This is a genomic window from Porphyromonas macacae DSM 20710 = JCM 13914 (assembly GCF_000379945.1).
Lineage (GTDB): Bacteria > Bacteroidota > Bacteroidia > Bacteroidales > Porphyromonadaceae > Porphyromonas > Porphyromonas macacae.
Map to the genome: position 1 here is coordinate 15,578 of NZ_KB904131.1, position 23,031 is coordinate 38,608.

The 23,031-nt window shown below is 45.1% G+C and carries 16 protein-coding genes and 1 pseudogene; 12 read left to right on the forward strand and 5 right to left on the reverse strand.

The genetic code is table 11. The features are described 5' to 3' along the window. Positions 1-20: 20 nt before the first annotated feature. Both A3GI_RS0104920 and A3GI_RS0104925 read right to left on the reverse strand, forming a co-directional pair. On the reverse strand, positions 21-839 hold the full coding sequence (locus tag A3GI_RS0104920; RefSeq protein ID WP_018360360.1) for a DUF5689 domain-containing protein: 819 nt from the start codon (positions 837-839) through the stop codon (positions 21-23). A gap of 12 nt (positions 840-851) precedes the next feature. Next, on the reverse strand, positions 852-3,599 hold the full coding sequence (locus A3GI_RS0104925; RefSeq protein WP_018360361.1) for a carboxypeptidase regulatory-like domain-containing protein: 2,748 nt from the start codon (positions 3,597-3,599) through the stop codon (positions 852-854). A gap of 201 nt (positions 3,600-3,800) precedes the next feature. On the opposite strand from A3GI_RS0104925, the gene A3GI_RS0104930 reads away from it, so the two are divergent. Next, on the forward strand, positions 3,801-4,847 hold the full coding sequence (locus A3GI_RS0104930; RefSeq protein ID WP_018360362.1) for an endonuclease/exonuclease/phosphatase family protein: 1,047 nt from the start codon (positions 3,801-3,803) through the stop codon (positions 4,845-4,847). 47 nt (positions 4,848-4,894) lie between these two features. Beyond that, complete coding sequence (locus tag A3GI_RS0104935) at positions 4,895-5,101, forward strand: hypothetical protein (protein WP_018360363.1); 207 nt, start codon at positions 4,895-4,897, stop codon at positions 5,099-5,101. An 866-nt stretch (positions 5,102-5,967) separates the two neighbouring features. Here A3GI_RS0104935 and A3GI_RS0104945 read toward each other — a convergent pair. Further along, positions 5,968-7,269 carry an NCS2 family permease gene (locus A3GI_RS0104945; RefSeq protein ID WP_018360365.1) on the reverse strand — a complete coding sequence of 434 codons (1,302 nt, stop codon included), beginning with the start codon at positions 7,267-7,269 and terminating at the stop codon, positions 5,968-5,970. Positions 7,270-7,278: 9 nt separating this feature from the next. Beyond that, on the reverse strand, positions 7,279-7,980 hold the full coding sequence (locus A3GI_RS0104950; RefSeq protein WP_018360366.1) for a nucleoside-specific channel-forming Tsx family protein: 702 nt from the start codon (positions 7,978-7,980) through the stop codon (positions 7,279-7,281). A gap of 250 nt (positions 7,981-8,230) precedes the next feature. Between A3GI_RS0104950 and A3GI_RS0104955 the strand changes: the two genes are divergently transcribed. The 10 genes from A3GI_RS0104955 to pgl all read left to right on the forward strand — a co-directional run bounded on the left by A3GI_RS0104955 (position 8,231) and on the right by pgl (position 21,536). Then, positions 8,231-8,965 (forward strand): precorrin-2 C(20)-methyltransferase, encoded by a 735-nt coding sequence (locus A3GI_RS0104955; protein WP_018360367.1) that lies wholly within the window; start codon positions 8,231-8,233, stop codon positions 8,963-8,965. 14 nt (positions 8,966-8,979) lie between these two features. Continuing rightward, the gene (gene cbiD / locus A3GI_RS0104960; RefSeq protein WP_018360368.1) at positions 8,980-10,812 is read left to right on the forward strand and encodes a cobalt-precorrin-5B (C(1))-methyltransferase CbiD; all 1,833 of its coding nucleotides are present in this window, start codon (positions 8,980-8,982) and stop codon (positions 10,810-10,812) included. Positions 10,813-10,885: 73 nt separating this feature from the next. After that, positions 10,886-12,298, forward strand: a complete 1,413-nt coding sequence (cobJ, locus tag A3GI_RS0104965) for a precorrin-3B C(17)-methyltransferase (RefSeq protein WP_018360369.1) — start codon at positions 10,886-10,888, stop codon at positions 12,296-12,298. After that, positions 12,291-13,499 (forward strand): precorrin-6y C5,15-methyltransferase (decarboxylating) subunit CbiE, encoded by a 1,209-nt coding sequence (cbiE, locus tag A3GI_RS0104970; RefSeq protein WP_018360370.1) that lies wholly within the window; start codon positions 12,291-12,293, stop codon positions 13,497-13,499. Before cobJ ends, cbiE begins: the two co-directional genes overlap by 8 nt. Further along, positions 13,496-15,307 carry a precorrin-4 C(11)-methyltransferase gene (gene cobM / locus A3GI_RS0104975; RefSeq protein WP_018360371.1) on the forward strand — a complete coding sequence of 604 codons (1,812 nt, stop codon included), beginning with the start codon at positions 13,496-13,498 and terminating at the stop codon, positions 15,305-15,307. The genes cbiE and cobM overlap by 4 nt, the downstream gene beginning before the upstream one ends. Before the next feature lie 17 nt (positions 15,308-15,324). Next, positions 15,325-16,638 carry a cobyrinate a,c-diamide synthase gene (locus A3GI_RS0104980; RefSeq protein ID WP_018360372.1) on the forward strand — a complete coding sequence of 438 codons (1,314 nt, stop codon included), beginning with the start codon at positions 15,325-15,327 and terminating at the stop codon, positions 16,636-16,638. A gap of 111 nt (positions 16,639-16,749) precedes the next feature. Beyond that, positions 16,750-17,331: a M15 family metallopeptidase gene (locus tag A3GI_RS0104985; RefSeq protein ID WP_018360373.1), complete on the forward strand. Its 582-nt coding sequence runs from the start codon at positions 16,750-16,752 to the stop codon at positions 17,329-17,331. 363 nt (positions 17,332-17,694) lie between these two features. Continuing rightward, positions 17,695-19,158, forward strand: coding sequence for a decarboxylating NADP(+)-dependent phosphogluconate dehydrogenase (gene gnd / locus A3GI_RS0104995; protein ID WP_018360375.1), 1,464 nt, complete (start codon positions 17,695-17,697; stop codon positions 19,156-19,158). Between the two features lie 12 nt (positions 19,159-19,170). Continuing rightward, on the forward strand, positions 19,171-20,772 hold the full coding sequence (zwf, locus tag A3GI_RS0105000; RefSeq protein ID WP_018360376.1) for a glucose-6-phosphate dehydrogenase: 1,602 nt from the start codon (positions 19,171-19,173) through the stop codon (positions 20,770-20,772). Beyond that, positions 20,769-21,536, forward strand: a complete 768-nt coding sequence (pgl, locus tag A3GI_RS0105005) for a 6-phosphogluconolactonase (protein WP_018360377.1) — start codon at positions 20,769-20,771, stop codon at positions 21,534-21,536. Before zwf ends, pgl begins: the two co-directional genes overlap by 4 nt. A gap of 1,279 nt (positions 21,537-22,815) precedes the next feature. Here pgl and A3GI_RS0105020 read toward each other — a convergent pair. Next, a pseudogene (locus tag A3GI_RS0105020) lies at positions 22,816-23,031 on the reverse strand (IS4 family transposase); the annotation flags it as partial.

The following is a 23,031-nucleotide window of genomic DNA, read 5'->3' on the forward strand; positions in this document are numbered from 1 at the left end:
TTTTCACTAATTGTCACATTCTAAAAACGAGGCTCATTCAGCTCAACATCTTTTTCATATACGATGTATAGCTGAGCCGTATTGCCAAAATAAGAAAGCAAGGCCGTTATGCTGCCGGAACCGCCCGGAAGTCTCTTACCGGCGAAACGGGCATAGCTGCTCGTTCTTACAATCACTGTTTTTCCGGCCTTGTCGATCAGAGTTCGGTTAATCGCCTTGTTTGCCTCTTTATTAGCCGCATCGGCATACGTTTGTCCGAGTTCGGATTTAACAAACTGCACTTCAGGAATGGTAACCAACGTATTGGCATATTTTTTATCCAGTTGGTCTATCGTCAATATACGGGGAGAAACCTTGCCCAATCCCATAAGTTTAAGTGTTTGCGGTATTTGAAACTCGGGAATAAACGCATTTTCATAACGCTCTTCTGCAGCCTTATAGCCTAAGTTGATTTGATTGCCGTATTGTCCGAGCACCAAACCCTTGCAATAAACAACCACCGTGCTTCCCTGAGGGTAAAGTCTTCCAAGATTAGATCCGGCCAGTTTTATTTCTATTCCGCCGGTTTCATCCTGGATACTCAAAGATTTATAGAAATTCCCTTCGATGTCATCTGTAGACACTTTTCCCTTTATAATCACAGCATCCTTTATCACGGTACCGCCGGTTTTATACAGTTTCTTCAACTCCGTAATCGAGTGAGTACGCTTGATATCCGGTGAATAATCGGGCATCGGCGGTTCATCGGGATTATTGTAATCACAAGAGGCAAAAGTAAAGACTGCACATAAAGCAATCAATATTGCATTCACACCTTTTTTTATATTATTGATTTTCATAACAGTACCGGATTAAAATTGCAATGACGTATTAAAGAAGAAAGTAGTACCGTACATATAGTAATACTTAGAATCAAAAGGTTTCTGATATTTTCCCTCAAAGGAACGTACACGTAACTGTTCAAAACCGCCGCTGTGTATATTCCGATTGTTCAACAGATTCGACACCGACAGATTAAAACGCAGGAATTTGCCGTATGTAATCCGATAAGAATAGCCGATAAAGGCATCCACCGTTACACCTCCCTTGAGTTTCTCCGGAATGGAAAAACGATTCTCCATATCCACACGGGCACGCTCTGTACGTAAAACCGGATTCATGGAAATGAAGTTACGGTCGAAATAGTTGATATTGAAACCGAACATTCCATACCAAGGAGTCCGGTAAGTCATGCCCACCGTAGTCGCAGTCTGCGGAGTACCCGACGTATTCAAACCTCTCCAGTAAACAGTACCCCGCTCGAGAACTTTATTGGAGTTATCCACTGTCTGGATATAATCAGGATCGGAAACATTCTGATACCGGCCCAAACTCAAAGCACCGGTTGCACTCAATGTCGGAGACAACTTTGCTTCAAGCCCGAATTCTATACCGGCATAACGGGTATCTATGCCGGTAAGCGTATAGTTAGAAAACGTTCGATGAACATCATCATAAAAACTCATATTGCGGGTCTGATTGTTCACGCGGGTATAAAAACCAGTCAGACGCCCCCGCAGGAAAGGCAGACGTAATTGATAGCTCAAGTCGAAGGAATAAATATTCTCCTCTTCCGGATTCTCCACATAAGTATGACGCGTACGGGGAGAGACAAACACATTTCTGAAGTATGGAGCCTGTTGCATAATTGCTGCGTTCATCTCCAGATAGTGATGTCCGCTTATCTGATAGACCGTTCCACCCTTGAAACCGAAATCGAAGAATTTCAACCAATCCGAATTACAGAAAGAATTGTTGGGAAACAAGCCGCGCTGTTGGTTGCCATGCCTGTACATAGAAGTAAAGCCGAACATCATACCGGCATAAGAGTTAAAACGCCCCAAATCAAAACGGGCAATTGCCCATGCAGAACCTTTCTGTATATAGGCTTCATAGTCATGCCCTATTCTATCGCCTTTGCGGGCTATGTGGTCAGGTGCCAGCAAATTGATCTGCACTTTGGACGGATCGGAAGCAAAATCGCGTTCGGCGAACTTATCGATATCATACCAGTACTCCCCTCCCAAAAGATCCTTCAGTATATTGAAACTCTGCGTTCTGTTCCATCTGTAAGTTACTCCAGCGTCCAGCTTCAGACGGTCATTGATTTCCATATTGAATGTCGTGGCATAGTTCCATTGCAACTGATCGGTACGCCTGTCTTCAATGGCATATTCGGATCTCAGACCGGAAGCAATCAACACTCCGTTGCTGTCATAGGTTTCCATATGGTTGTTCCTGTTCACTTCATACAGTCGATCCCAGTTGATATAAGCCGTATTGCGATCCGTTCTCCACAGTTCTGCCAAAGCTGCAGCAGCATCCGGATCCGGAGGAGTTCCCTGTAAGTAATAGCTGGGAAGTTTGCGGTAGTAATCGGGGCGGGGATCCGGTGCCTGAAACCACGTCAGGGCAGAGTAACCGTTATACCCGAATCTTACTCCCAATGTTGTACTGAGATTAAGAGTACGCCCGCGATTCCAGAAGTGGCTCAACTGGATAATGGGTTCATGACTGTCACGAACGCGGGCATTGCGCATTTTCCCATTTTGGTAGCCAATGTTGGAATTATAATAATTGGAACCCACCAAATCATAAGCTTCCTGTGTAGATGCGGCAGCCACTCCCCGCTCTGTGGGAGCACCGATAACATTGAGCACCAAAGAATGTTCGGGGAAAAGCTGTTTCTCTATACTTAAGAAATAACCGAAAGCCTTATAAAACTGTCCGTCCACCACAGAATATCGGCCATTGCCCCAACGTGAAGACAATGAAGCCGAAAAAGCCCAGCCGTTATTCATCATCCCGGTAGAATAGGTCAGCATCATGCGATTGCTGTATGTACGGTTGCTGTTCGAATAGGTCAGACGAGCCTGCTGACGCTGCATACCTGCCCTTGTAAGGACATTGGTTGCAGCTCCGATATTACCGAAAGCGGAAAACATGGGTTGAATGCCTGTCGAAGTTTCCTGATTCCGGACAACATCGTTCAACCCGCCCCACAAAGACCAGACACCATAGCCGGTATTCATATCGTTCATCTCTACGCCATTCAAGTAAACGGGCGTATACTGCGAATCGTAACCCCGTATCCTGAAGCGTGCAGGACTGAAGGTATATGCAGCGGAAGCGGAAAAAGGATCTTGAGAAGAAGAGAGCATCGGCGTATACTCGGAAACCGCATCGTCATCCTCATGGAGTTCGTCCACAACCACTAAATCATGAAACCCCGGTTTCCAATCATCCAGTTTACTGAGTTTGACCTGTGGCAGGCTGAATCCTTCTTCTGTACTGAAAACCTCCACCTGCTCGGCTGCATAGCCTTGGGCACTTACGGTAAAAGTATATCTGCCACGAGGTAAACTATCTATACTAAATGCCCCGGCATCATCTGTAAACAGGGTCAGATTTTTCTTTCCGAAAACAGTAATTTTGGCTTTTTGCACAGGTAACCCCGTGGATGCATCCGTCACAAAACCTTTGTGAGAAAAGTTTTGGGCACACAGCATGGAAACAGCGAGCCAAAAGAAGATCAAAAATAGCGTAAAAACTTTCTTCATAAATTAGATCGATAATGAATTCTTACCTCGTTATTTATAATTATTAAACCTGTCTAAAAAAATAATCTTAGGTTTTGACTTCCGATACAACAAAGATACACAAAACATTTCCCTAATTTTGCATTATTATTACTTACTGCTTTTTCTTGCCTCAACTTAGAATCTGCAAATAAAAAACATATCGTATCATCATAAATAATTATGAAAAAAATACAGATCATCCTTTTCTTCATCATCTTCCATGCTTTTGTATCGTGGGCGCAAACACCGGGCAAGTATGCTAAGGTTTGTGTAGCATTCTACAATTTGGAAAACCTTTTCGATACCATAGACGGCCCGAACAACGATACGGACTTTCTGCCGAATGGCGTCAATCAATGGACTTCCGAACGCTACCTGCATAAACAGCATCAGATGGCAACCGTAATTTCCCAAATCGGGATGCACGGGCCTGACATCATCGGCGTATGTGAAATCGAAAACAGAAATGTACTGGAAGATTTAATCGACCAACCGGAACTCAAACATTTAGGCTATGGCATAGCACATTTCGATTCTCCCGACAGACGTGGCGTAGACTGCGGACTGCTTTACAGAAAAAGCGTGTTCAAACTGACAAACAGCAGCCCTCATTTCGTAGCCATACCGGGCGAACCGGAGGTTTTAACGCGCGATATCCTTCTGGTATCCGGTTCTATCGGTGGAGAGGCAATACATTTTCTGGTAGGACACTGGCCATCAAGGGCCGGCGGTGAAAAAATATCGCTGAACAGGCGTATGGCTGCGGCACGGGTTATGAAAAGCGTTACGGACTCCATTATAAAAGAAGATCCTGCTGCCAAAGTTATTCTGATGGGAGACTTCAACGATGATCCCATTTCTCCCAGCGTATCGAAAGGGTTAGAGCTGAAAGACAGCCCTGACAATCTAAAATCGCATGAACTTTACACTCCGATGAAATCCATGTTCAAAAACGGTATTGGCACACTGGCATACAGAGATACATGGAATCTGTTCGATATTCTGGTATTCAACGGCAATCTTGCAGGAAATGATTTTTCTTCTTTCAAAGTATTACAAGACAAAAAAAGCGGTTATCATGCTCATGTTTTCAATAAAAAATTCCTTCTCCAGAAATACGGCCAGTATAAGGGGTATCCGTGGCGCACTTTTGCAGGAGGACGATACGAAGGCGGATACAGCGACCACTTGCCTGTCTATTTATATCTGGTAAAAGAATTGAAATAGCTAATACAGAAAAAGACTTTAAGGAGTATCCTTAAAGTATTACACTTATGAAACCATTAACAATGTCGCAGATGGAAAATCTGCAAGGAGGCTACAACAGAGGCTGGTCGGTGTTCACTTGTGCTATGGGGATTGCTGGTATGGTAGCAAACCTAGGGGCAGAACCTTCAGGTTTTGCGATTGATTGGCTTGGTGGTGGGACTAGGACTGCTGTTGCCTGTTCAGAAGCGATTGCAGGGCAGAGTGCATTCTAAATAGGGGTAGTTATGTCTAGAAATGCTTCTTTGGGTTTGGACGTCCTATCGTCTCTCCTATATGCCTTGTCTCTAATATGTATTATACTAGAGGCATGGGGAAATGAAACTCTATACTACATAGCTTGGATTGTGTTTGTAGTGTCAGTTGTTATGTTTGCCTTTGTGTTATATGATAAGCGACAACAAAGACACAACATCCCCCCAAAAAGGAGACATCAGATAATCATAGCCTTATCCAGTCTTGTACTCCCCACTCTGCTTATTGGGCTTTGGCTCAATAGATCAGCACCTTACCAAGAACTTATAGGCTTATACTTGTGCACTGCAACTTACATTGCATTGCTGGCGAATAGCCTATACATGCTTAACAGGAAGAAATCTGCCTAATCATGGGGGCTCGTAGACTAGTTTATCTTCTTTCTCTACGAGCCTATATTGTAATTATTCTTGCCTATGCACCGCAATAACTCTCTACTATTTGCTTATCTTTATCTAAGTACATTTATCCTATCCGTCACATTCAAAGCTACTATCGATCATGAACAATTACTGCTGAGTAGATATTCAGAGCAACTGACCATAGAGCAGATACACAAACTCCTTGAGACTAGTCGTAGATAGGATTGGATTACTTACATCGCTATACCGGTCTTGATGTTCATTAAAATATCCTTGATTAGTATGGCTCTAAGCATCAGTACACGTCATCTGCTATCTGCACCATAAAATTCTCATTAAGGAATGAGAACTCTAGCGATGAACGAACGTGCCGGCCATAAAACCTAATCATTTTCAAAATAAAAATCCGTGACAGAAGTTGCCCCCGGCCACGGATAAAAAAGCCTGCTTTACTTCTCCTCACCCTACGAATAGATGTAACGAAGAATAAAAAGAGCAGAGAGTATATATAAAGTGATGGATATAGAATGCCACTTCCCGGTCAGCAACTTGATCAAAACATAGCTGAGCATTCCTAAAACCATCCCTTCTGCAATAGAGTAAGTCAACACCATCATAACCATCGTAATAAAGGCCGGGAGTGACTCCGATATATCGGAAAGATCGACCATGGATATCGAATCCAACATGAAAACCCCGACCAGCACCAGTGCACCTGTAGTAGCAGCTCCCGGCACTAACAGGAAGAGAGGAGAAAAGAATAAAGCCAAAAGGAACAAAACACCGGTGGTCAGTGATGTTAAACCGGTTCGCCCACCCTCGGCTATCCCTGAAGCACTCTCCACATATGTCGTTACCGTGGAAGTTCCCAATACGGCTCCCAGACTTGTACCAACGGCATCTGCCATCATGGCTTGTTTGATGTTCTTCACATTTCCCTTTTCATCCATCATATCCGTTTTGGCAGCAGCCCCGATCAACGTACCGATGGTATTGAATATATCCATGAAAACAAGTGCAAACACTGTTACCGCCATATCGAAGTTGAGCAAAGGGGCAAAATCGAGTTGAAAAAAAGTCGGGCTTAAACTTTGCGGAGCAGAAACCGGTACAAAATCCTGCGGAATGGAAGTTACGCCCAACGGTATACCTATAAGAGTACAGACGGCAATACTGTAAAATAAAGCTCCCTTTACATTGCGTACAACCAGCACGCCGCTCAGAATAATTCCCAGTATCGCCAATAAAGCAGTAGGTGTAAAAGCTCCCAAAGTAACCAAAGTAGCAGGATTTTGCACAATGATTCCCGCATTTTTAAGTCCGATAAAAGCGATAAACATACCGATACCGGCAGAAATGGCATACCGCAAGTTTAGTGGAATACTTGTAACGATCTTCTCCCGTATATTAAAGATGGTAAGCAGAATAAAAACAATTCCTTCCACAAAAACGGCTGCCAAAGCGGCTTGCCAGGAATACCCCATTCCCTGCACAAGGGTAAATGCAAAGAAAGCATTGATACCCATACTCGGAGCCTGTGCAAACGGCAGTTTGGCAATAAAAGCCAACAGAATAGTGGCCAAAGCCGAAGCTAAAGCCGTAGCCGTAAATACGGCACCTTTATCCATGCCGCCAGCACTGAGTATATCAGGATTGACGGCCAAAATATAACTCATCGTAAGAAATGTGGTCAATCCGGCCACCAATTCCGTACGCACCTTGTTCTTTCCGGGCACAAAACCCAATAGCGAATTCCAATTCAACATAACTCCGTTTTATTGGAAGGTCCATTTTAATGCAATTGTCGGAATGCAGGAAAATTTATCTGCAATGGCAAAATTACTGCTCAGCTCCAACTCGCCTCCCACACTAAGGTTAAAATCGTCATCCACCCCTTCAATACGATTCAAATTAACCCAGAATTGAGGTTCTGAAAGGAAGATAAAAACATTTTTCTCCGTTGCGGGGTGTTTTTGCCTCCACAAATCGAGGAAACCGCTAAACGTGAGCAGACCATCCTTAAAATGCACATACCATGTGCCGGTAAACTGAGCAGTATGCTCGCCTTTGTGAATATATTTGTACATGGGAGTCAGGCTAAAACCTCGCTTAAAATCAGGTGCATTGTAAGTATAAGTTCCTCCTAACAGGAAAGCGTTGGCGTAAGAAAACTGGTTGGAAAGCCCGCCATCATACTCGACATGCACGGAGAGAGGCCCCTGCCAGAATTTCAATTCGCGGGATATTTCCCAATAAGCCGAAGCGATACCGCTCGACGTATAGTCCATATCCACAAAGAAAAAAGTACTCCCCCATTTGTCGGGGGCAAATTTTTCTACTGTCGTGGTAATACGGGGACGGGCAGAAAGGTCTTTGTCATAAAGATGGCGTCCGAAATCATAATGAACCTGCACATTCTGCGCAATAGCTGCCAATGGCAACAGCAGGAAGAGAAAAAAAGTAAATTTCTTTTTCATTCGTATTATATTTTCCTGTTAAACATGATATTGCAATCAAACTGTTTCTTCTGTATTGAAAGTGCAAAGTAAACTTAAAAATCACACGTGTAATACATAAACAGCTTTTTACTTTTCACATCCGGACCAATATTCAGTCAAATAAAATTCCAATTGGCAAACAACGCTTGTCCGATACGATACGGATTTAATCCGAAAGGCTAATTATTCACTACCTTTGTCTTGTCTTGGAAACTATTGTATAAAACAGATGAAGCCTTCACCGATCATATTTGTCTCCTTAGGTCCGGGCAATCCGGAGTTGATGACGTTAGGTTGCTATCACCAGCTACAGCAGGCAGACGTTATCTTTTGTCCTTCAACGGCCAACAAAGAGGGGGAATTCACTTCCAAAGCTGCCGAAATCATTACCGCCGTGGGTATCGAAACAGAAAAACTGTATAAGTTCCATGTGCCGATGCAAAGGAAAAGAGAAGCAGCCCTGGCAGCTTATAAAGAATGTGCAGATGAAATTGCGGCAATGCACAAAAAAGGGTTGAAGATTACAGTGGCGGTCGAAGGGGATATTTCTATTTATGCCTCTACGCAAACCATAGCCGAATATCTGGAAGATGCAGGATTGACGGTGGAGATGACCGCCGGAATACCATCTTTCATTGCAGCAGCGGCAGCCATGACCCATCCTCTGGTTATGGGTACAGGCAGTCTGATCGTAGCGACGGACATCGAACAAATACGGCATAATATTGAACGGGGACTACAGCACGGCAGCAGCATTGTCTGCATGAAAATAAAAAGCTACGAAAACGAAATCAAAGAATATCTGAGTGCTCCCGGCAGTTATGAGTGTTTTTACTATGAATTTTTGGGAATGGGAGATAAAGAGTTCACCACATCGGACAAATCTGAAATCATGGCACGCAGTTTTCCGTATTTTTCTTCCATGATTATCTACAATCCGTATCAATCGGAGCATAACAGATAGAGCTATTACCGTTCATGATATTGATTTTTGGGGGAACAACAGAAGGACGCATAGCAGTTCAAGTGGCCGAAGAAGCGGAAAAACCCTTTATATATTCGACTTTCGGCCCTGAACAGAAAATCGAGCTGGTAAACGGCAGGCGGCATATCGGTCCTATGGAACCCGAAAACATGATAGACTGCATACGCAAGAACAATGTACAGCTTATCATCGATGCAGCCCACCCTTTTGCCAAAAACCTGCATAAAAATATCGAAGAAGTTGCCATAACCACACAGCTGAATGTTATACGGCTTGAGCGAAACTATGCCGAAAAAGAACAAAACAACCCTAACATCATCTATACGACCGGCTACCCCGAAGCATTGGCCTATCTTTTGAAAGAAGGAGAAAAACAGGTTCTGTTCTTAACAGGATTACACACTATACCCCATTTCAAAGAATATTGGGAAAAGTATCCCGAGCGATGCACTTTCAGAGTACTGGATCGTGACTCTTCCCGCAACGAGGCCTGCGGATACGGCATCAAACCCGACCGGTTAATCTTTTTCAACAATGAAACGCAAGACGAAGATCTGAACCGATTACCGGTACCGGATATTATTGTGAGTAAAGAAAGCGGAAGCAGCGGTTATTTCGAAAACAAAATAAAATTTGCAGATGCGGCGGGTGCCAAACTTTTGGTTGTCAGCCGCCCCACTTTGCCCAAAGAGTGGACGGAGGTATTCGGTCCGTACGGCCTGCGATTGGCCATAGACCGTTTATACCCCGATTTCTTCGACTTGCATTGCGGTTATACGACCGGCAGTTGTGCTACGGCTGCAACGAAAGCAGCGATGATGACTCTGTGCGGTCTCACGGTTAACGAGAAAGTAAGCATAAAACTCCCCAATGGGGAACCGATCGAAATTCCGGTAAAAGAAATCCGGAAAGAGGGAGACCGTTGCAGCGCCACGGTAATCAAAGTATCCGGAGACGACCCCGACGTAACAAACGGGGAAGAAATAATAAGCAGTGTCCGTTTCATTCAGGAAGAAGGAATTCATTTCAAAGCCGGCAAGGGCGTAGGCACTGTTACATTGCCGGGATTGGGTCTACCCGTCGGAGGTCCGGCCATCAACAAGGTTCCCAAAGAGATGATGACGGCCGAAGTAACAGGTTTGCTTAAAGAACATCCGCACACAGGAGGGGTGGAAATAACCGTATCGGTGCCGTCCGGAGAAGAACTGGCTAATAAAACATTTAACCCAAGGCTGGGCGTCGTGGGTGGTATCTCCATCATCGGAACAAGCGGTATCGTTAAACCGTTTTCCCACGAAGCCTTTGTAAGCAGTATCAAAAAAGAAATGCAGGTGGCTCTGGCTCTGGGAGAAAAGCAGATTATTCTGAATTCGGGAGCACGTTCGGAAAAAACGATGAAAGAATTATTTCCTCAAGCCCTTACAAATGCTTTCGTTCACTACGGCAATTATATCGGTGAAACACTGGCTTTGGCTTCAGAACTGGATGTAAAAGAAGTTTCCATGGGGCTTATGATCGGAAAAGCCGTCAAACTGGCGGAAGGGCATGCCGATACGCACAGCCGGAAAGTGCAGATGAATTTGGAGTTCATCAAACAATTGGCTCACGAAAGCCTTTGCCCTTCCGAGACTATCGGACGCATAGACAAGCTCGTCATGGCTCGTGAACTGCTGGAGCTTATCCCTTTATCCGATCCGTTCTACAATACGCTGTTAAGTCATTGCATGGACGTATGTCGCCAATTTTACCCTCACGGTACATTAAATCTTTACCTCATTCACGACAAAGGACAGGTTATCGCCCGGCAAACAAATTCGCAAACTTGAACATTCCGTAAGACCTTTTTATTATACTATATATTTGAACATTCAATAAAACTATAACGACAAGAGAGAGAGCATGTCAGGAAAAATTATCGTTGCGGGCATCGGCCCCGGTTCCGAAGGAGATATAAGCGGTGACGTTTTAACCGCATGCAGAGAAGCTGATGTAATCGTTTCATACAGTTACTACATACGATTCATCGAACACCTGATAAAACCCGAAGCCATTTTGGTAGATACGGGAATGAAAAAAGAAGTACAACGGGCCGAAGAGGCTTTCAAATATGCCGAAGAAGGAAAACGGGTATGCGTAATAAGCTCCGGAGATGCCGGAATATACGGGATGGCTTCGCTCGTTCTGGAAATGAAATATAAAAAGAGCAGCAATATCGAAGTGGAGATACTGCCGGGCATCTCGGCCTTTCAAAAAGCGGCAGCAGTATTAGGTGCACCCATCGGTCACGATCTCTGCATCATCTCCATGTCGGATCTGATGACTCCGTGGGAAATCATCGAAAAGCGTATCGAAGCGGCTGCAATGGGCGATTTCATCACAGCTATTTACAACCCGAAAAGCAAAGAGCGTTACTGGCAGTTGCCGCGCCTCATAGAAATCTTTCTGAAGCACAGGAACCCGCATAATGTGGTAGGTTACGTCCGTCAGGCAGGAAGATCCGAACAGGAGTTCGACATCACGACCCTCGAGGATTTCGATACGGAGCCCGTCGATATGTTTACAATCGTTATTATCGGAAACAGTCGCACATTTGTTGCGGATAATAAAATGATTACCCCAAGAGGTTATTACACTAAATACCCCGAAGAAGAGCAGGAGCAGAACAGCCCCGGACAGGATATTATGATCAGCAGCTTCCGGACTATCGAAAAAGAACTTAAGAATCCGGACATACCTTTGGGTAAAAAATGGTCTATGCTCCATGCCATCCACACCACCGCTGACTTCGAAATGGAGGATATCCTGCAAGTAGATGAAAATGCGGTGGAAACGATGTACGAAGCTATCAACTCCGGAAAAATCAAGACTATCGTTACCGACGTTTCGATGGTTGCCGCAGGCATACGCAAAGGGGCATTGGAACGTTTGGGCGTAAAAGTGCTGTGCTACCTGAACGATGAAGGATGCAGGGAAGAGGCTAAACGTTTGAAAATCACGCGTACGCAAATGGGCATACGCAAGGCCGTGGAAGAACACCCGGATGCCATCTTCGCTTTCGGCAATGCCCCCACCGCGCTTATGGAGCTGACGAAGCTGATCCGCATGGGCAAAGCCAGACCGACAGGTATTATCGCAGCTCCCGTAGGCTTTGTGCACGTCTGCGAATCCAAGCACATGGTCAAACCGTTCAAAGATATTCCCAAAATCATTGTCGAAGGAAGAAAAGGCGGCAGCAATCTTGCTGCCACACTGGTAAACAGCATCTTATGCTTCGACGATGCAGAACAGCTAAAACCCGGAAGAGATGTCTAAGCGTTTCGTAGTAATCGGCATACCCGACAACGACTCGATAGTACTATCCGATGCCCAACTTGAAATAGTCGAAAAGTGCAGATTGTTTTCCGGAGGCCTCAGGCATCACGAGCTGGTCAAGCGTTTCCTGCCTGAAGGTTACCGATGGATAAACATTACCGCTCCCGTAGATACCGCTCTGGATGCTTATCTGGCTGCAAAAGAAAATCTTATCGTAGTTTTCGCTTCCGGAGATCCTCTTTTTCACGGATTTGCCAATACGCTGTGCAACCGCTTGCCGGAGGCTGAAATCGAAGTCTGTCCATACTTCAATTCACTGCAACTCTTGGCGCATCGTTTCTTACTGCCTTATCAAAAAATGCGTGTTGTTTCACTGGTCGGTCACCCCTGGCCGGCTCTCGATAAAGCCCTCATCGAAGGGGAAGAAATGATCGGAATACTCACAGACCGCACGCATCAGCCCGACACCATAGCCCGGCGCCTTTTAGAATATGGTTACGATAACTACCGGGCTTATGTAGGTGAACATATCGGGCATGAGCAACTACAACGCTTTACGGCTTGCTCCATCGAAGATATGGCTAAAGGCGAATACTCGATACCTAACAATCTCATACTGATCAAAACGACCAATCGCCTCCGTCCATTCGGTATCCTTGATGAAACGCTGCAAGGTCTGGAAGGCAGGGCAGGCATGATGACCAAAAGGCCGATGAGACTGATGACACTGAGCATGCTGGATTTGAGGCAGAAGAAAACCCTGTGGGATGTCGGATTCTGTACGGGTTCCGTATCGGTGGAAGCCAAACTGCAAATACCGACAATCCACATCGAAGCCTTTGAAAAAAGAATCGAAAGCGAGGAACTCATTATCAATAACTGCAAACGTTTCGGCACACCCGGTATCAATTACCATATCGGAGATTTTCTGACAACGGAAACGAATGGGCTGCCGGCTCCCGATGCAGTCTTCCTGGGAGGCTATGGCGGCAAGATGAAAGAAGTGCTCGATAAGATAGATACTTATCTGCTTCCGGGCGGCTGCATCGTATTCAATTCGGTTTCAGAGAAAAGTCTGTCCGATTTCCATACCTTTACCCGTAAGTTGGGTTACAAAATGGAAGAAGATATGCTTATTACCGTCAATGAGTTTAACCCGATCCACTGCCTCAAGGCTGTAAAACCATTATCAAAAGAATGATTATGTCCGATAAACTATACGTCATACCGCAAACTGCTGAAGGATTTAACGTGGCGAAAGCCATACAGAAGGCATATCCGAATACATGGATAGAAGAACTTAAGGAAACGAATAAAACGGCTTCTCTAATGGCAAATGCATGGGAGAAAGAGCAGCAAATTGTCTTCATCGGCTCCATGGGTATTTGTGTTCGCAGCATTGCCCCTCTCTTAAAAGATAAAAAGACCGACCCTGCCGTTATCTGCATCGACTCTACAGGCAAATATGTTATCCCCGTTGTTTCGGGGCACATCGGCGGAGCCAATCAATGGGCCGGAATGATTGCCCGTGCCATTGGTGCCACAGCCGTTATCACAACGCAAAGCGACAATACAGGCCTGTGGGCTTTGGATACGCTGGGAAGAGAGAATGGCTGGGAAACAGAGACGGCAGGTGGCACGATGAATGAACTGATAGCATGTTTTGTCAATAAAAAGCGCACCGCCCTGCTGATAGAAGCACAGGATGCGGGCACTCGCCGACTTTTAGACCGGGTGCCGCCGCATGTGCAACGTGTGTACGACATCGAAGAAGTTAAGGAAACCGAGTACGACCTGCTTATTGCCGTCACGCCTTTTATTCACGCTTACCGGATTCCGACACTGATTTACAGGCCCCGCGTACTAAGTCTGGGAGTCGGATGCAGAAAAGCATGTAAAACAGAAGGCATCGCCGATTATATGGCAGAGGAACTTATGAAAGCCGGTTTCTCCACAAAGTCCATCCATACAATCGCCACTGTGGATATAAAAAAAGACGAACCTCTTCTGCTCGAACTGAAAGAACGGTACGGTATCCCGTCCGTTGCCATCTACACCGGTGAAGAGTTGAAATCGATTGAAGTACCCAATCCGTCTGCCAAAGTGGAAGAAGTAACCGGTTCTTCCGGTGTTTCGGAAGCCTCCGCCATGCTAAGCGCCGGTACGGATCACTTGCTGTTAAGCAAACAGAAAGGAAAATTGAGCGAAGGCAACGACTTTACTTTTGCAGTTGCCATCGAAGCGAATGCCGAAGTTCATCGCGGACATGTGGAATTTGTGGGAGCAGGCCCCGGCGATCCCGGGCTTATCAGCATCAGAGGTCGTCGATTTTTGGAAGAGGCCGATTTAATCCTTTATGCCGGCAGTCTGGTACCCGTAGAGCTGACACAATGTGCCAAAGCAGGCGCCACCGTCAGAAGTTCGGCCGACATGAATCTGGAAGAACAGATCGAATTGATGAAATCTTTTACCGACCGTCATCTGTCAGTCGTTCGCCTGCATACGGGAGATCCCTGTATATACGGAGCCATCGGCGAACAGATGGCCGAGTTGGACCGCCTGAACATCCATTATCATATTACACCCGGCATATCTTCATTTCAAGCTGCCGCCGCTGCTTTGAAAAGCGAATTTACCATACCGGAAAAGGTACAAACAATTATACTGACAAGAGGCGAAGGACGTACTCCCATGCCGGAGAAAGAAAAACTGCACAAACTGGCTGCTTCACAAAGCACAATGTGTATTTATCTGAGTGTAGGGCTTGCCGATCAGATTCAGGAAGAACTTCTGATACACTACCCTCCTGCCACACCGGTGGCATTGTGCTACAAACTGACGTGGCGTGAAGAGAAAATATACCGTACAACGCTCGAACATTTGGCGGAAACGGTTCGTGCGAACAACCTGAAACTGACAACAATGATCGTGGTAGGAGAAGCCGTCGGCAACAGAAAAGGGTTATCCCGTTTGTATGCCGACGAATTCAAACACGGTTGCAGAAAATAATAAAAACAGCTTAATCCATGTCTGTAAAATCCGGTTTTGTCATCGGCGGTGCTTCTTCCGGTTCGGGAAAAACAACCCTTACTCTGGGTCTGTTGCGCGCTCTTTATCGACGGAAGGTAAAAGTGGCACCGTATAAGTGCGGGCCTGATTATATAGATCCGCTCATTCACCAAAAAGCAGCACATACCTCCTGTTACAATCTGGATGCCTTCTTCATTCCTGAAACAGAACAGCTGAAAAGACATTTTGCCCAAACGGCGTCTCAGGCCGATGTCTGTGTGGTGGAAGGGGTTATGGGACTGTTCGACGGGTACGAACGCAGCAAGGGCAGCAGTGCAGAAATGGCAAAGAAACTGGGCTTACCGGTCATACTGATTATCGATGCCAAAGCCGTGGCTTACTCCATAGCAGCCCCTCTCTATGGGTTCAAACACTTCGATCCCGATTTACGCATTGCCGGCGTCATATTCAATCGCACAGGTTCGGAGCATCACTACGAACTGCTGTGCGATGCCGCCCGTTCCATAGGCATAGAACCTTTGGGTTATATTCCCAAGGATTCGGGATTGGAAATTTCATCCCGGCATCTGGGGCTCACCATCGACCCGGATTTCGATTGGGAACGACTTCTGAATCATGCGGCGGATATGGTAGAAAAACATGTGGACATAGACAGGATACTCAGTTGTTGTATATTGGATGAAACGTCACCCTCCCATAAGATCGAACAGCAAACCGCCCTGCAAGAAAAACAGACCGTTGTCGCCATTGCTCGCGATGAGGCTTTCAACTTTACTTACCAGGCCAACATCGATAAAATCAGCTCCATGGCACAAATAGTCTATTTCAGTCCGATACATGATTCACATCTGCCGGATTGCGATTTTCTTTATTTACCCGGGGGATACCCCGAATTCTTTGCAGAACAGCTTTCCCGAAATGAAAGCATGAAAACCTCCATTGCAAAATATGCAGAAAATGGAGGAAAAATATGGGCGGAATGTGGTGGAATGATGTATCTGACGGAAGCACTGATAACCGAAGACGAGGTCTCGCACCCTATGGCAGGGATACTGCCTGCGAAAGCCTCCATGGTAAATAAAAAGATGAAACTCGGATACCGCAGTCTGAACATTAACGGCATCGAGTATCGTGGACATGAATTTCACTACTCCCACCTGAGCCATAACCCGGGAAAAAGCATGGCCGTCATATACGATTCCAAAGGCAATCCTACGGAAACAGGACTTTGGCGCATCAAAAACGTATATGCCGGATATACGCATATTTATTGGGGGGAAAACACATCGCCTTTTATGCTGTTCGACTAAATTCCGGTATTCAGCTTTCTAACAATGCGCAAACTCCCATTCATTTTCCTGTTCTTTCTTTCTCTTTACTCTCTCCAGGGCCAATGCCCTCTGGAAGAAAAAATGCGTTCAATGGGACTGATCGATATACAGGAGTCGGACAGTACCATACACGTTCGACTGATGTATGGAACAAACGACAACTTTATAGGGAAAAACCTGTACGGTTGTCTGCAAAAGGCTTTTTTTGAAAAGAACTTCGCCCGCAAAATCATACGGGCACAGCAAGAACTCAAAAAACTCAAACCCGGCTACAGTCTGCTTATACATGATGCTGCCCGCCCCATCAGCGTGCAGCGGGAAATGTACAGCCGGGTAAACGGTACGCCATATCAAATGTACGTGGCCAACGGGAAGCGCGGCGGACGACACAACTATGGCGTGGCAGCAGATGTAAGCATCATAGACGATAAAGGAAATCAACTCGATATGGGTTGCCCTGTAGATTATTTCGGCATAAAAGCCCATACAGGCAATGAAACCGAAATGGTTCGAAAAGGACTGATCACACCCGAAGCCCGGGAAAACAGAGAATTACTCCGGAAAGTTATGAAGAAAGCCGGCCTGCGTCCTTATCACAGAGAATGGTGGCACTATCAGGAAACGATAGATATGCCATCGGTCAGAAAACGATACAGATTGCTCGATTTCTAAAAAACGCCCCCTCTTTCCTTTTCAATTTAATTGCACAAAGAAGAGCTTAAATTTCTCTGCCTGATGGTTGAAAATTCTTTGCCTGACGGATTTTCAACGAAGTTAACTTGGATTTTTTTTCTTTGCCTGAAGAATTTTCAACCATCAGGCAGACTTTTTTTCAGTACACGTCACAGTTTTTGCAAACTTCCGAAAAAGAAAAAATCCGGACCTTTTTATCGAGACTCGGATAGGAATGCTTTTATCTCTCCTGTTTTCACTTCATCCGCAAAACAAATGAGTTTTTGAGGTTGTTCTCTATTATTAGAGAAAGACGTACAAACCGCCGTGCGGTTTCAATTATAAATTATTATAGATTTACCAATGAAAGAGAAATCGGATATCGGACTGATCGGATTAGCCGTGATGGGCGAAAACCTTGCTCTGAATATGGAGCGTAACGGGTTTCAAGTATCGGTATACAACAGACCTCATAAAACAGGCGAAAATCCTACGGACAGATTGATGAAGGAACGTGGCAAGGGGAAAAACTTCCTGCCTTTTATCGATATACCTGCTTTTGTCGCCTCTTTGGAACGGCCACGTAAGATTATGCTTATGATTCGTGCCGGCTCTCCCGTCGATGATGTAATCGGTCAATTGACTCCTCATTTGGAAACCGGCGATGTAATTATAGACGGTGGAAACTCAAACTACAACGATAGCGAGAGGCGATATGAAGAATTAAAGGCACAGGGCATCCTCTTTGTAGGAGCAGGCGTTTCCGGCGGTGAAGAAGGTGCATTGAACGGCCCTTCGCTGATGCCCGGGGGAAACCCTGAAGCCTGGCCGCTTATCAAACCGGTTTTTGAGAAAATTGCAGCCAAAGCCTCCGACGGTGCACCATGCTGCGAATGGGTAGGCACCGGTGGTGCAGGCCATTTCGTAAAAATGGTGCACAACGGTATCGAATATGGCGATATGCAGCTTATTTCAGAAGCCTATGAACTGATGCGTGTCTCCCTCGATATGGACAATGAGCGGATGTCTGCCGTTTTTGCCGAATGGAACAGAGGAAAGCTGGACAGCTATCTGATCGAGATCACGGCCGAAATCCTGAAACACAAAACAGCAGAAGGAGACTATCTGGTGGACAAAATATTGGATACGGCAGGACAAAAAGGTACGGGTAAATGGAGTGTTATCAGTTCCATGGAGTTCGGAGCAGTCCTGAGCCTGATTGCATCGGCCGTTTATGAGCGCAGCCTCTCATACTTAAAGGAGTTGAGGGTACAGACTGCCGGGCTTTTCCCCCATGCCGTGACCGCAGAGCCTGTTACCGATAAAAAACTGAAAGATATTCACGACAGTCTCTACGCATCCAAACTCATCAGCTACACACAAGGTTTTCGCCTTATGATGAGCGCCTCCATCGAAAAAGGCTGGCATCTGGACTTGGCGGCAATAGCCCGTATCTGGCGTGGCGGTTGTATTATTCGTTCCGTATTCCTCAATCGTATTGCCGAGGCTTATGAACGCAACCCTCAACTGGAGCATCTTTTGCTCGATGAGTATTTCCATCGGGAAATCGAAGAGGTTCTGCCTGCTTGGGCAAATACCGTTTCGGAGGCATTGCTTAAAGGCATTTCCCTGCCGGCATTCAGTACCGCACTCAATTATTTCTACTCATTAAGAAGCGCCGATCTGCCTTCAAACCTGTTACAGGCACAGCGTGATTACTTCGGCGCACACACATTCGAACGTATCGACAGGCCACGCGGCCAATTCTTCCATGAAAACTGGACAGGAGAAGGCGGCGAAACAAAATCCGGCACCTATACGGTCTAAGAACACTTGATTATGACAGAGAAAAATATGTTACAGCTCCCGTGCAGTCTGACATTGGTAATTTTCGGCGGATCGGGCGATCTGACCATGAGAAAACTCATTCCGTCATTGCTTCAGCTCTATCAGCAGGGGCATACGCCGGAGAAATTCTCAGTGCTGGGATTAGGACGTACCCGATATTCGGATGAAGATTACCGGAATCACCTCTTGGAAGCATTGCAAAAATACCTGAAACCCGAAGAGTTCGACAGGGAAAAGGCTGTGGAATTTCTCCGCAGAGTTTTTTATCTCAATCTCGATCCGGAGAAAGAGGGTGATTACGAAATGCTGCGAGATTATCTGAAAGAGCTGGACAGGGAAACGGATAGCTGCGGCAATTATATTTTTTATCTGGCTACCCCTCCGTCGCTGTACGGAGTCGTTCCCAAGCACCTTATCCGGGTCGGTCTCAACGACATTGTACAGGAGGATGCAGACAGCAACTACCTGAAATATACCCATGATCTGAGCAAATGCAAGCATCCGATCAGACGGATCGTAATTGAGAAACCGTTTGGCTATGACTTGGAGAGTGCCCGTCGATTGACCGACATCTATCAACACGGTTTCTACGAAGATCAGCTCTATCGAATAGATCATTATCTGGGAAAGGAAACAGTACAGAATATCATGGCACTGCGCTTTGCCAACGGATTTTTCGAACCTCTATGGAACCGTAATTATATTAAGTGCGTAGAAATTACAGCTGTGGAGAATATGGGTGTGGAAGGACGCGGAGGTTACTACGATAACAGCGGAGCCTTGCGCGATATGGTACAAAATCACTTGGCACAGTTGGTTGCACTTACGGCCATGGAACCTCCCGTACAGTTCGATGCAGAGCATTTCAGGAATGAAGTGGTAAAAGTTTATCAGTCTTTCAGACCTTTGAAAGAGGGAGACGTACACAAGAATGTGGTCCGCGGACAATACACTTCTGCCGAATGGAAAGGCGAAATGCACAAAGGCTACCGCGAAGAAGATAAAGTAAACCCCGGCAGCCGCACCGAGACCTTCCTCGCCATGAAGCTCTTCATCGATAACTGGCGTTGGCATGGAGTGCCTTTTTACTTGAGAACGGGTAAGATGATGCCTACGAAAGTATCCGAAATCATCATCCACTTTCACCCCACACCGCACCAGATGTTCGGCACAAGAGACGGAACGTCCGTTCCCAACCAATTGATTATACGCCTGCAGCCCAATGAAGGTATCGTACTGAAATTTGCAGCCAAAGTGCCGGGGTCGGGTTTTGAAGTTAAAAAGACATCCATGGATTTTACATATGATTCGATAGGTGGCTTGCCTACAACCAATGCCTATGCCCGACTGTTGGAAGATGCCATGCTCGGTGATCCCACGCTTTTTACCCGGAGCGATGCCGTGGAAGCGAGTTGGAAGTTTTTCAATCCCATTCTGAAAGCATGGGAAACGGACCCTTCTATTCCTCTGTACGGTTATCCTGCCGGAACGTGGGGACCGCTGCAAAGTCATGAAATTATGGATGATCCGACCCAAACATGGACAAATCCATGTAGAAATCTGACACAATCCGACTTATACTGTGAGTTATGAAAGTAAAATATTTTGCTTCTGCAGAAGAAACAGCCTTAAATATCCTCCGGGACTACATCATTCCAGGTACTCAGGAATCTTCGGGCTATCATGTAGCCCTCTCAGGGGGAACAACGCCCGAACTTCTGTTTGCTCTGATGGCCCGGCCCGAATATATTCATCTGATCAACTGGGATCATTTGCATCTGTATTGGGTAGACGAACGCATGGTCGATCCGGAAAACCCACAAAGCAACTATGGTATGGCCAAGCGTATCATGCTTGACCATGTACCGCTGACACCGGATCGAATCCATCGTATAATCGGTGAGAGTGAAGACGCAGAAGACGAAGCAAACCGCTATGCACTGGAAGTATTGCGCAGTTTATCTCCTCAAAATTCCCAAAGACGCTGGCTGGCCGATCAACCCAATGTCAACAACTCGATACAACAGGCGCACTTTGACCTCGTATTACTGGGTATCGGCGAAGACGGACATACGGCCAGCATATTCCCCGAGGTCATAGAACTGGTCAATGCAAAACCGCTTTATGTTACAAGTAAACATCCGGTAACCGGGCAGCAGCGAGTGGGACTTTCGGGCAGTGGTATCTGTTCGGCTGTTCATATCGTCTTCTTAGCCACCGGCCCTGCCAAAGCGGCTGTGCTAAAGGAAATTGTCAATAACACCATGCAAGCCCAAGCCTATCCGGCAATGCAGATTTGCAATAAACGCCCCGACAGCATTTTATATACCGACAGCATATCGCCTTCAAATTATTAATTGGGGCTGTGTCAAAACTCCATTCTCCCTAAATCAACGATCATTTGTAAAGAACAATCGCTATCAAAGAGCTAAAAACTCAATGATAGCGATTGTTTTATTTGATTAGAAAGGGTGGCAACTATCAATATGAAAGGGTGTTTCTCCCAATTCCATGTTTTGACACAGCCTCAATTATGACGAAGAAAACGGAACAATCTATTATTGGGATCCTGAAACGGGTAAAAATGGCAATGGCGCTGTAGGAGATTATATCCAAGGTTGGTCTGTTAATGGAGCTAAGGAATAAATAAGGTAATGATGGGTACTATAATCCTAAATTGGTCATTAGACTACGTATAAAACTATGGCTTACAATGGATTCTAATAATTAGCATTAGAAAAGCAGAATTATAAATAGTTGATTTTAACAGCATACAGGCATGGTCATAGTTTATCAAAATCTAATAATTGATTTAGGTTTATAGTATTCATATCATGTAGGTGGAATACTTTTTTATTAACATAATAGTTTTTGATAAATAGTATTATTAAGAAAAAACTTTGTAAATATGCATGGTAAATAACAAGATGTGTATCGCAGTATGCTAAATTTGGTGCTACCTCTCCAAAATGGATTAATAATTGTAAAATAGAAAGCATATGAAGCAGAGTATTATTGTAGCGTTCTTTTTGTTTTTTTCTTGTCAATTAATGCGCAAGAAAAAATAATTTTACAGGATTCTCTGAACATTCCTGTAATCTTGGTTGATGGAGTAGAAGTCCAAAGTTTGGATAGCGTATGTAAAGAAGATATTATGGAAGTTAAGGTCATAAAGGATAAAAATATCATAAAGTATTTTTATCCTCGTGTTGGCGGTATAATGTGCATAACAACCAAATCGAAGAAGTTTCTTATACCGATAATACAAGGATATAAAAAAACATTGAAGTTTGTGAAAAGAAAAAAAAGGAAGGAAAAATTTATATTAGGTAGTCTATATGGATTCAATATCAATACAAGGTAGATATTTTATTGTACTATAGTATTTGTTTTATGCTATGCTTAATATATGTTGTATGCAAAAGCAATTTATTGGACGTATGATAAATAGTCGTCCCTTAAAACTCCCTTTAAGGACGACTAAGTAGAATACAAGAAAAGACTGTTCCGGTAAGAGACTCAACTCTTTTCCGGAACAGTCTTTATTGCGTAATATTGCTGTCCGCTAAAAATTTTTGAAAGCAGAAAAAAGTCTTGCTCCCCCGTCAAACCGTTTCCATTAGAGTTATTTTCGTTTTAGTAAGCCCCCCAGTCGAAAAGATTCGGCTCTGGCGGGGCTTCTTCTTGCGCAAATTGCGCTATCCAATCCTGCTCAGGATGATTAAAAAGAGAGTAAAAGTCCATATAGTACATTAGCACGATACGTACCATGGTTGCAAGTCCCGAGAAACTCCACGAACGTTTCAGTCTACGTTGCATTACCATCAAAAGCAAGTTGGCAATGAGCGTTAC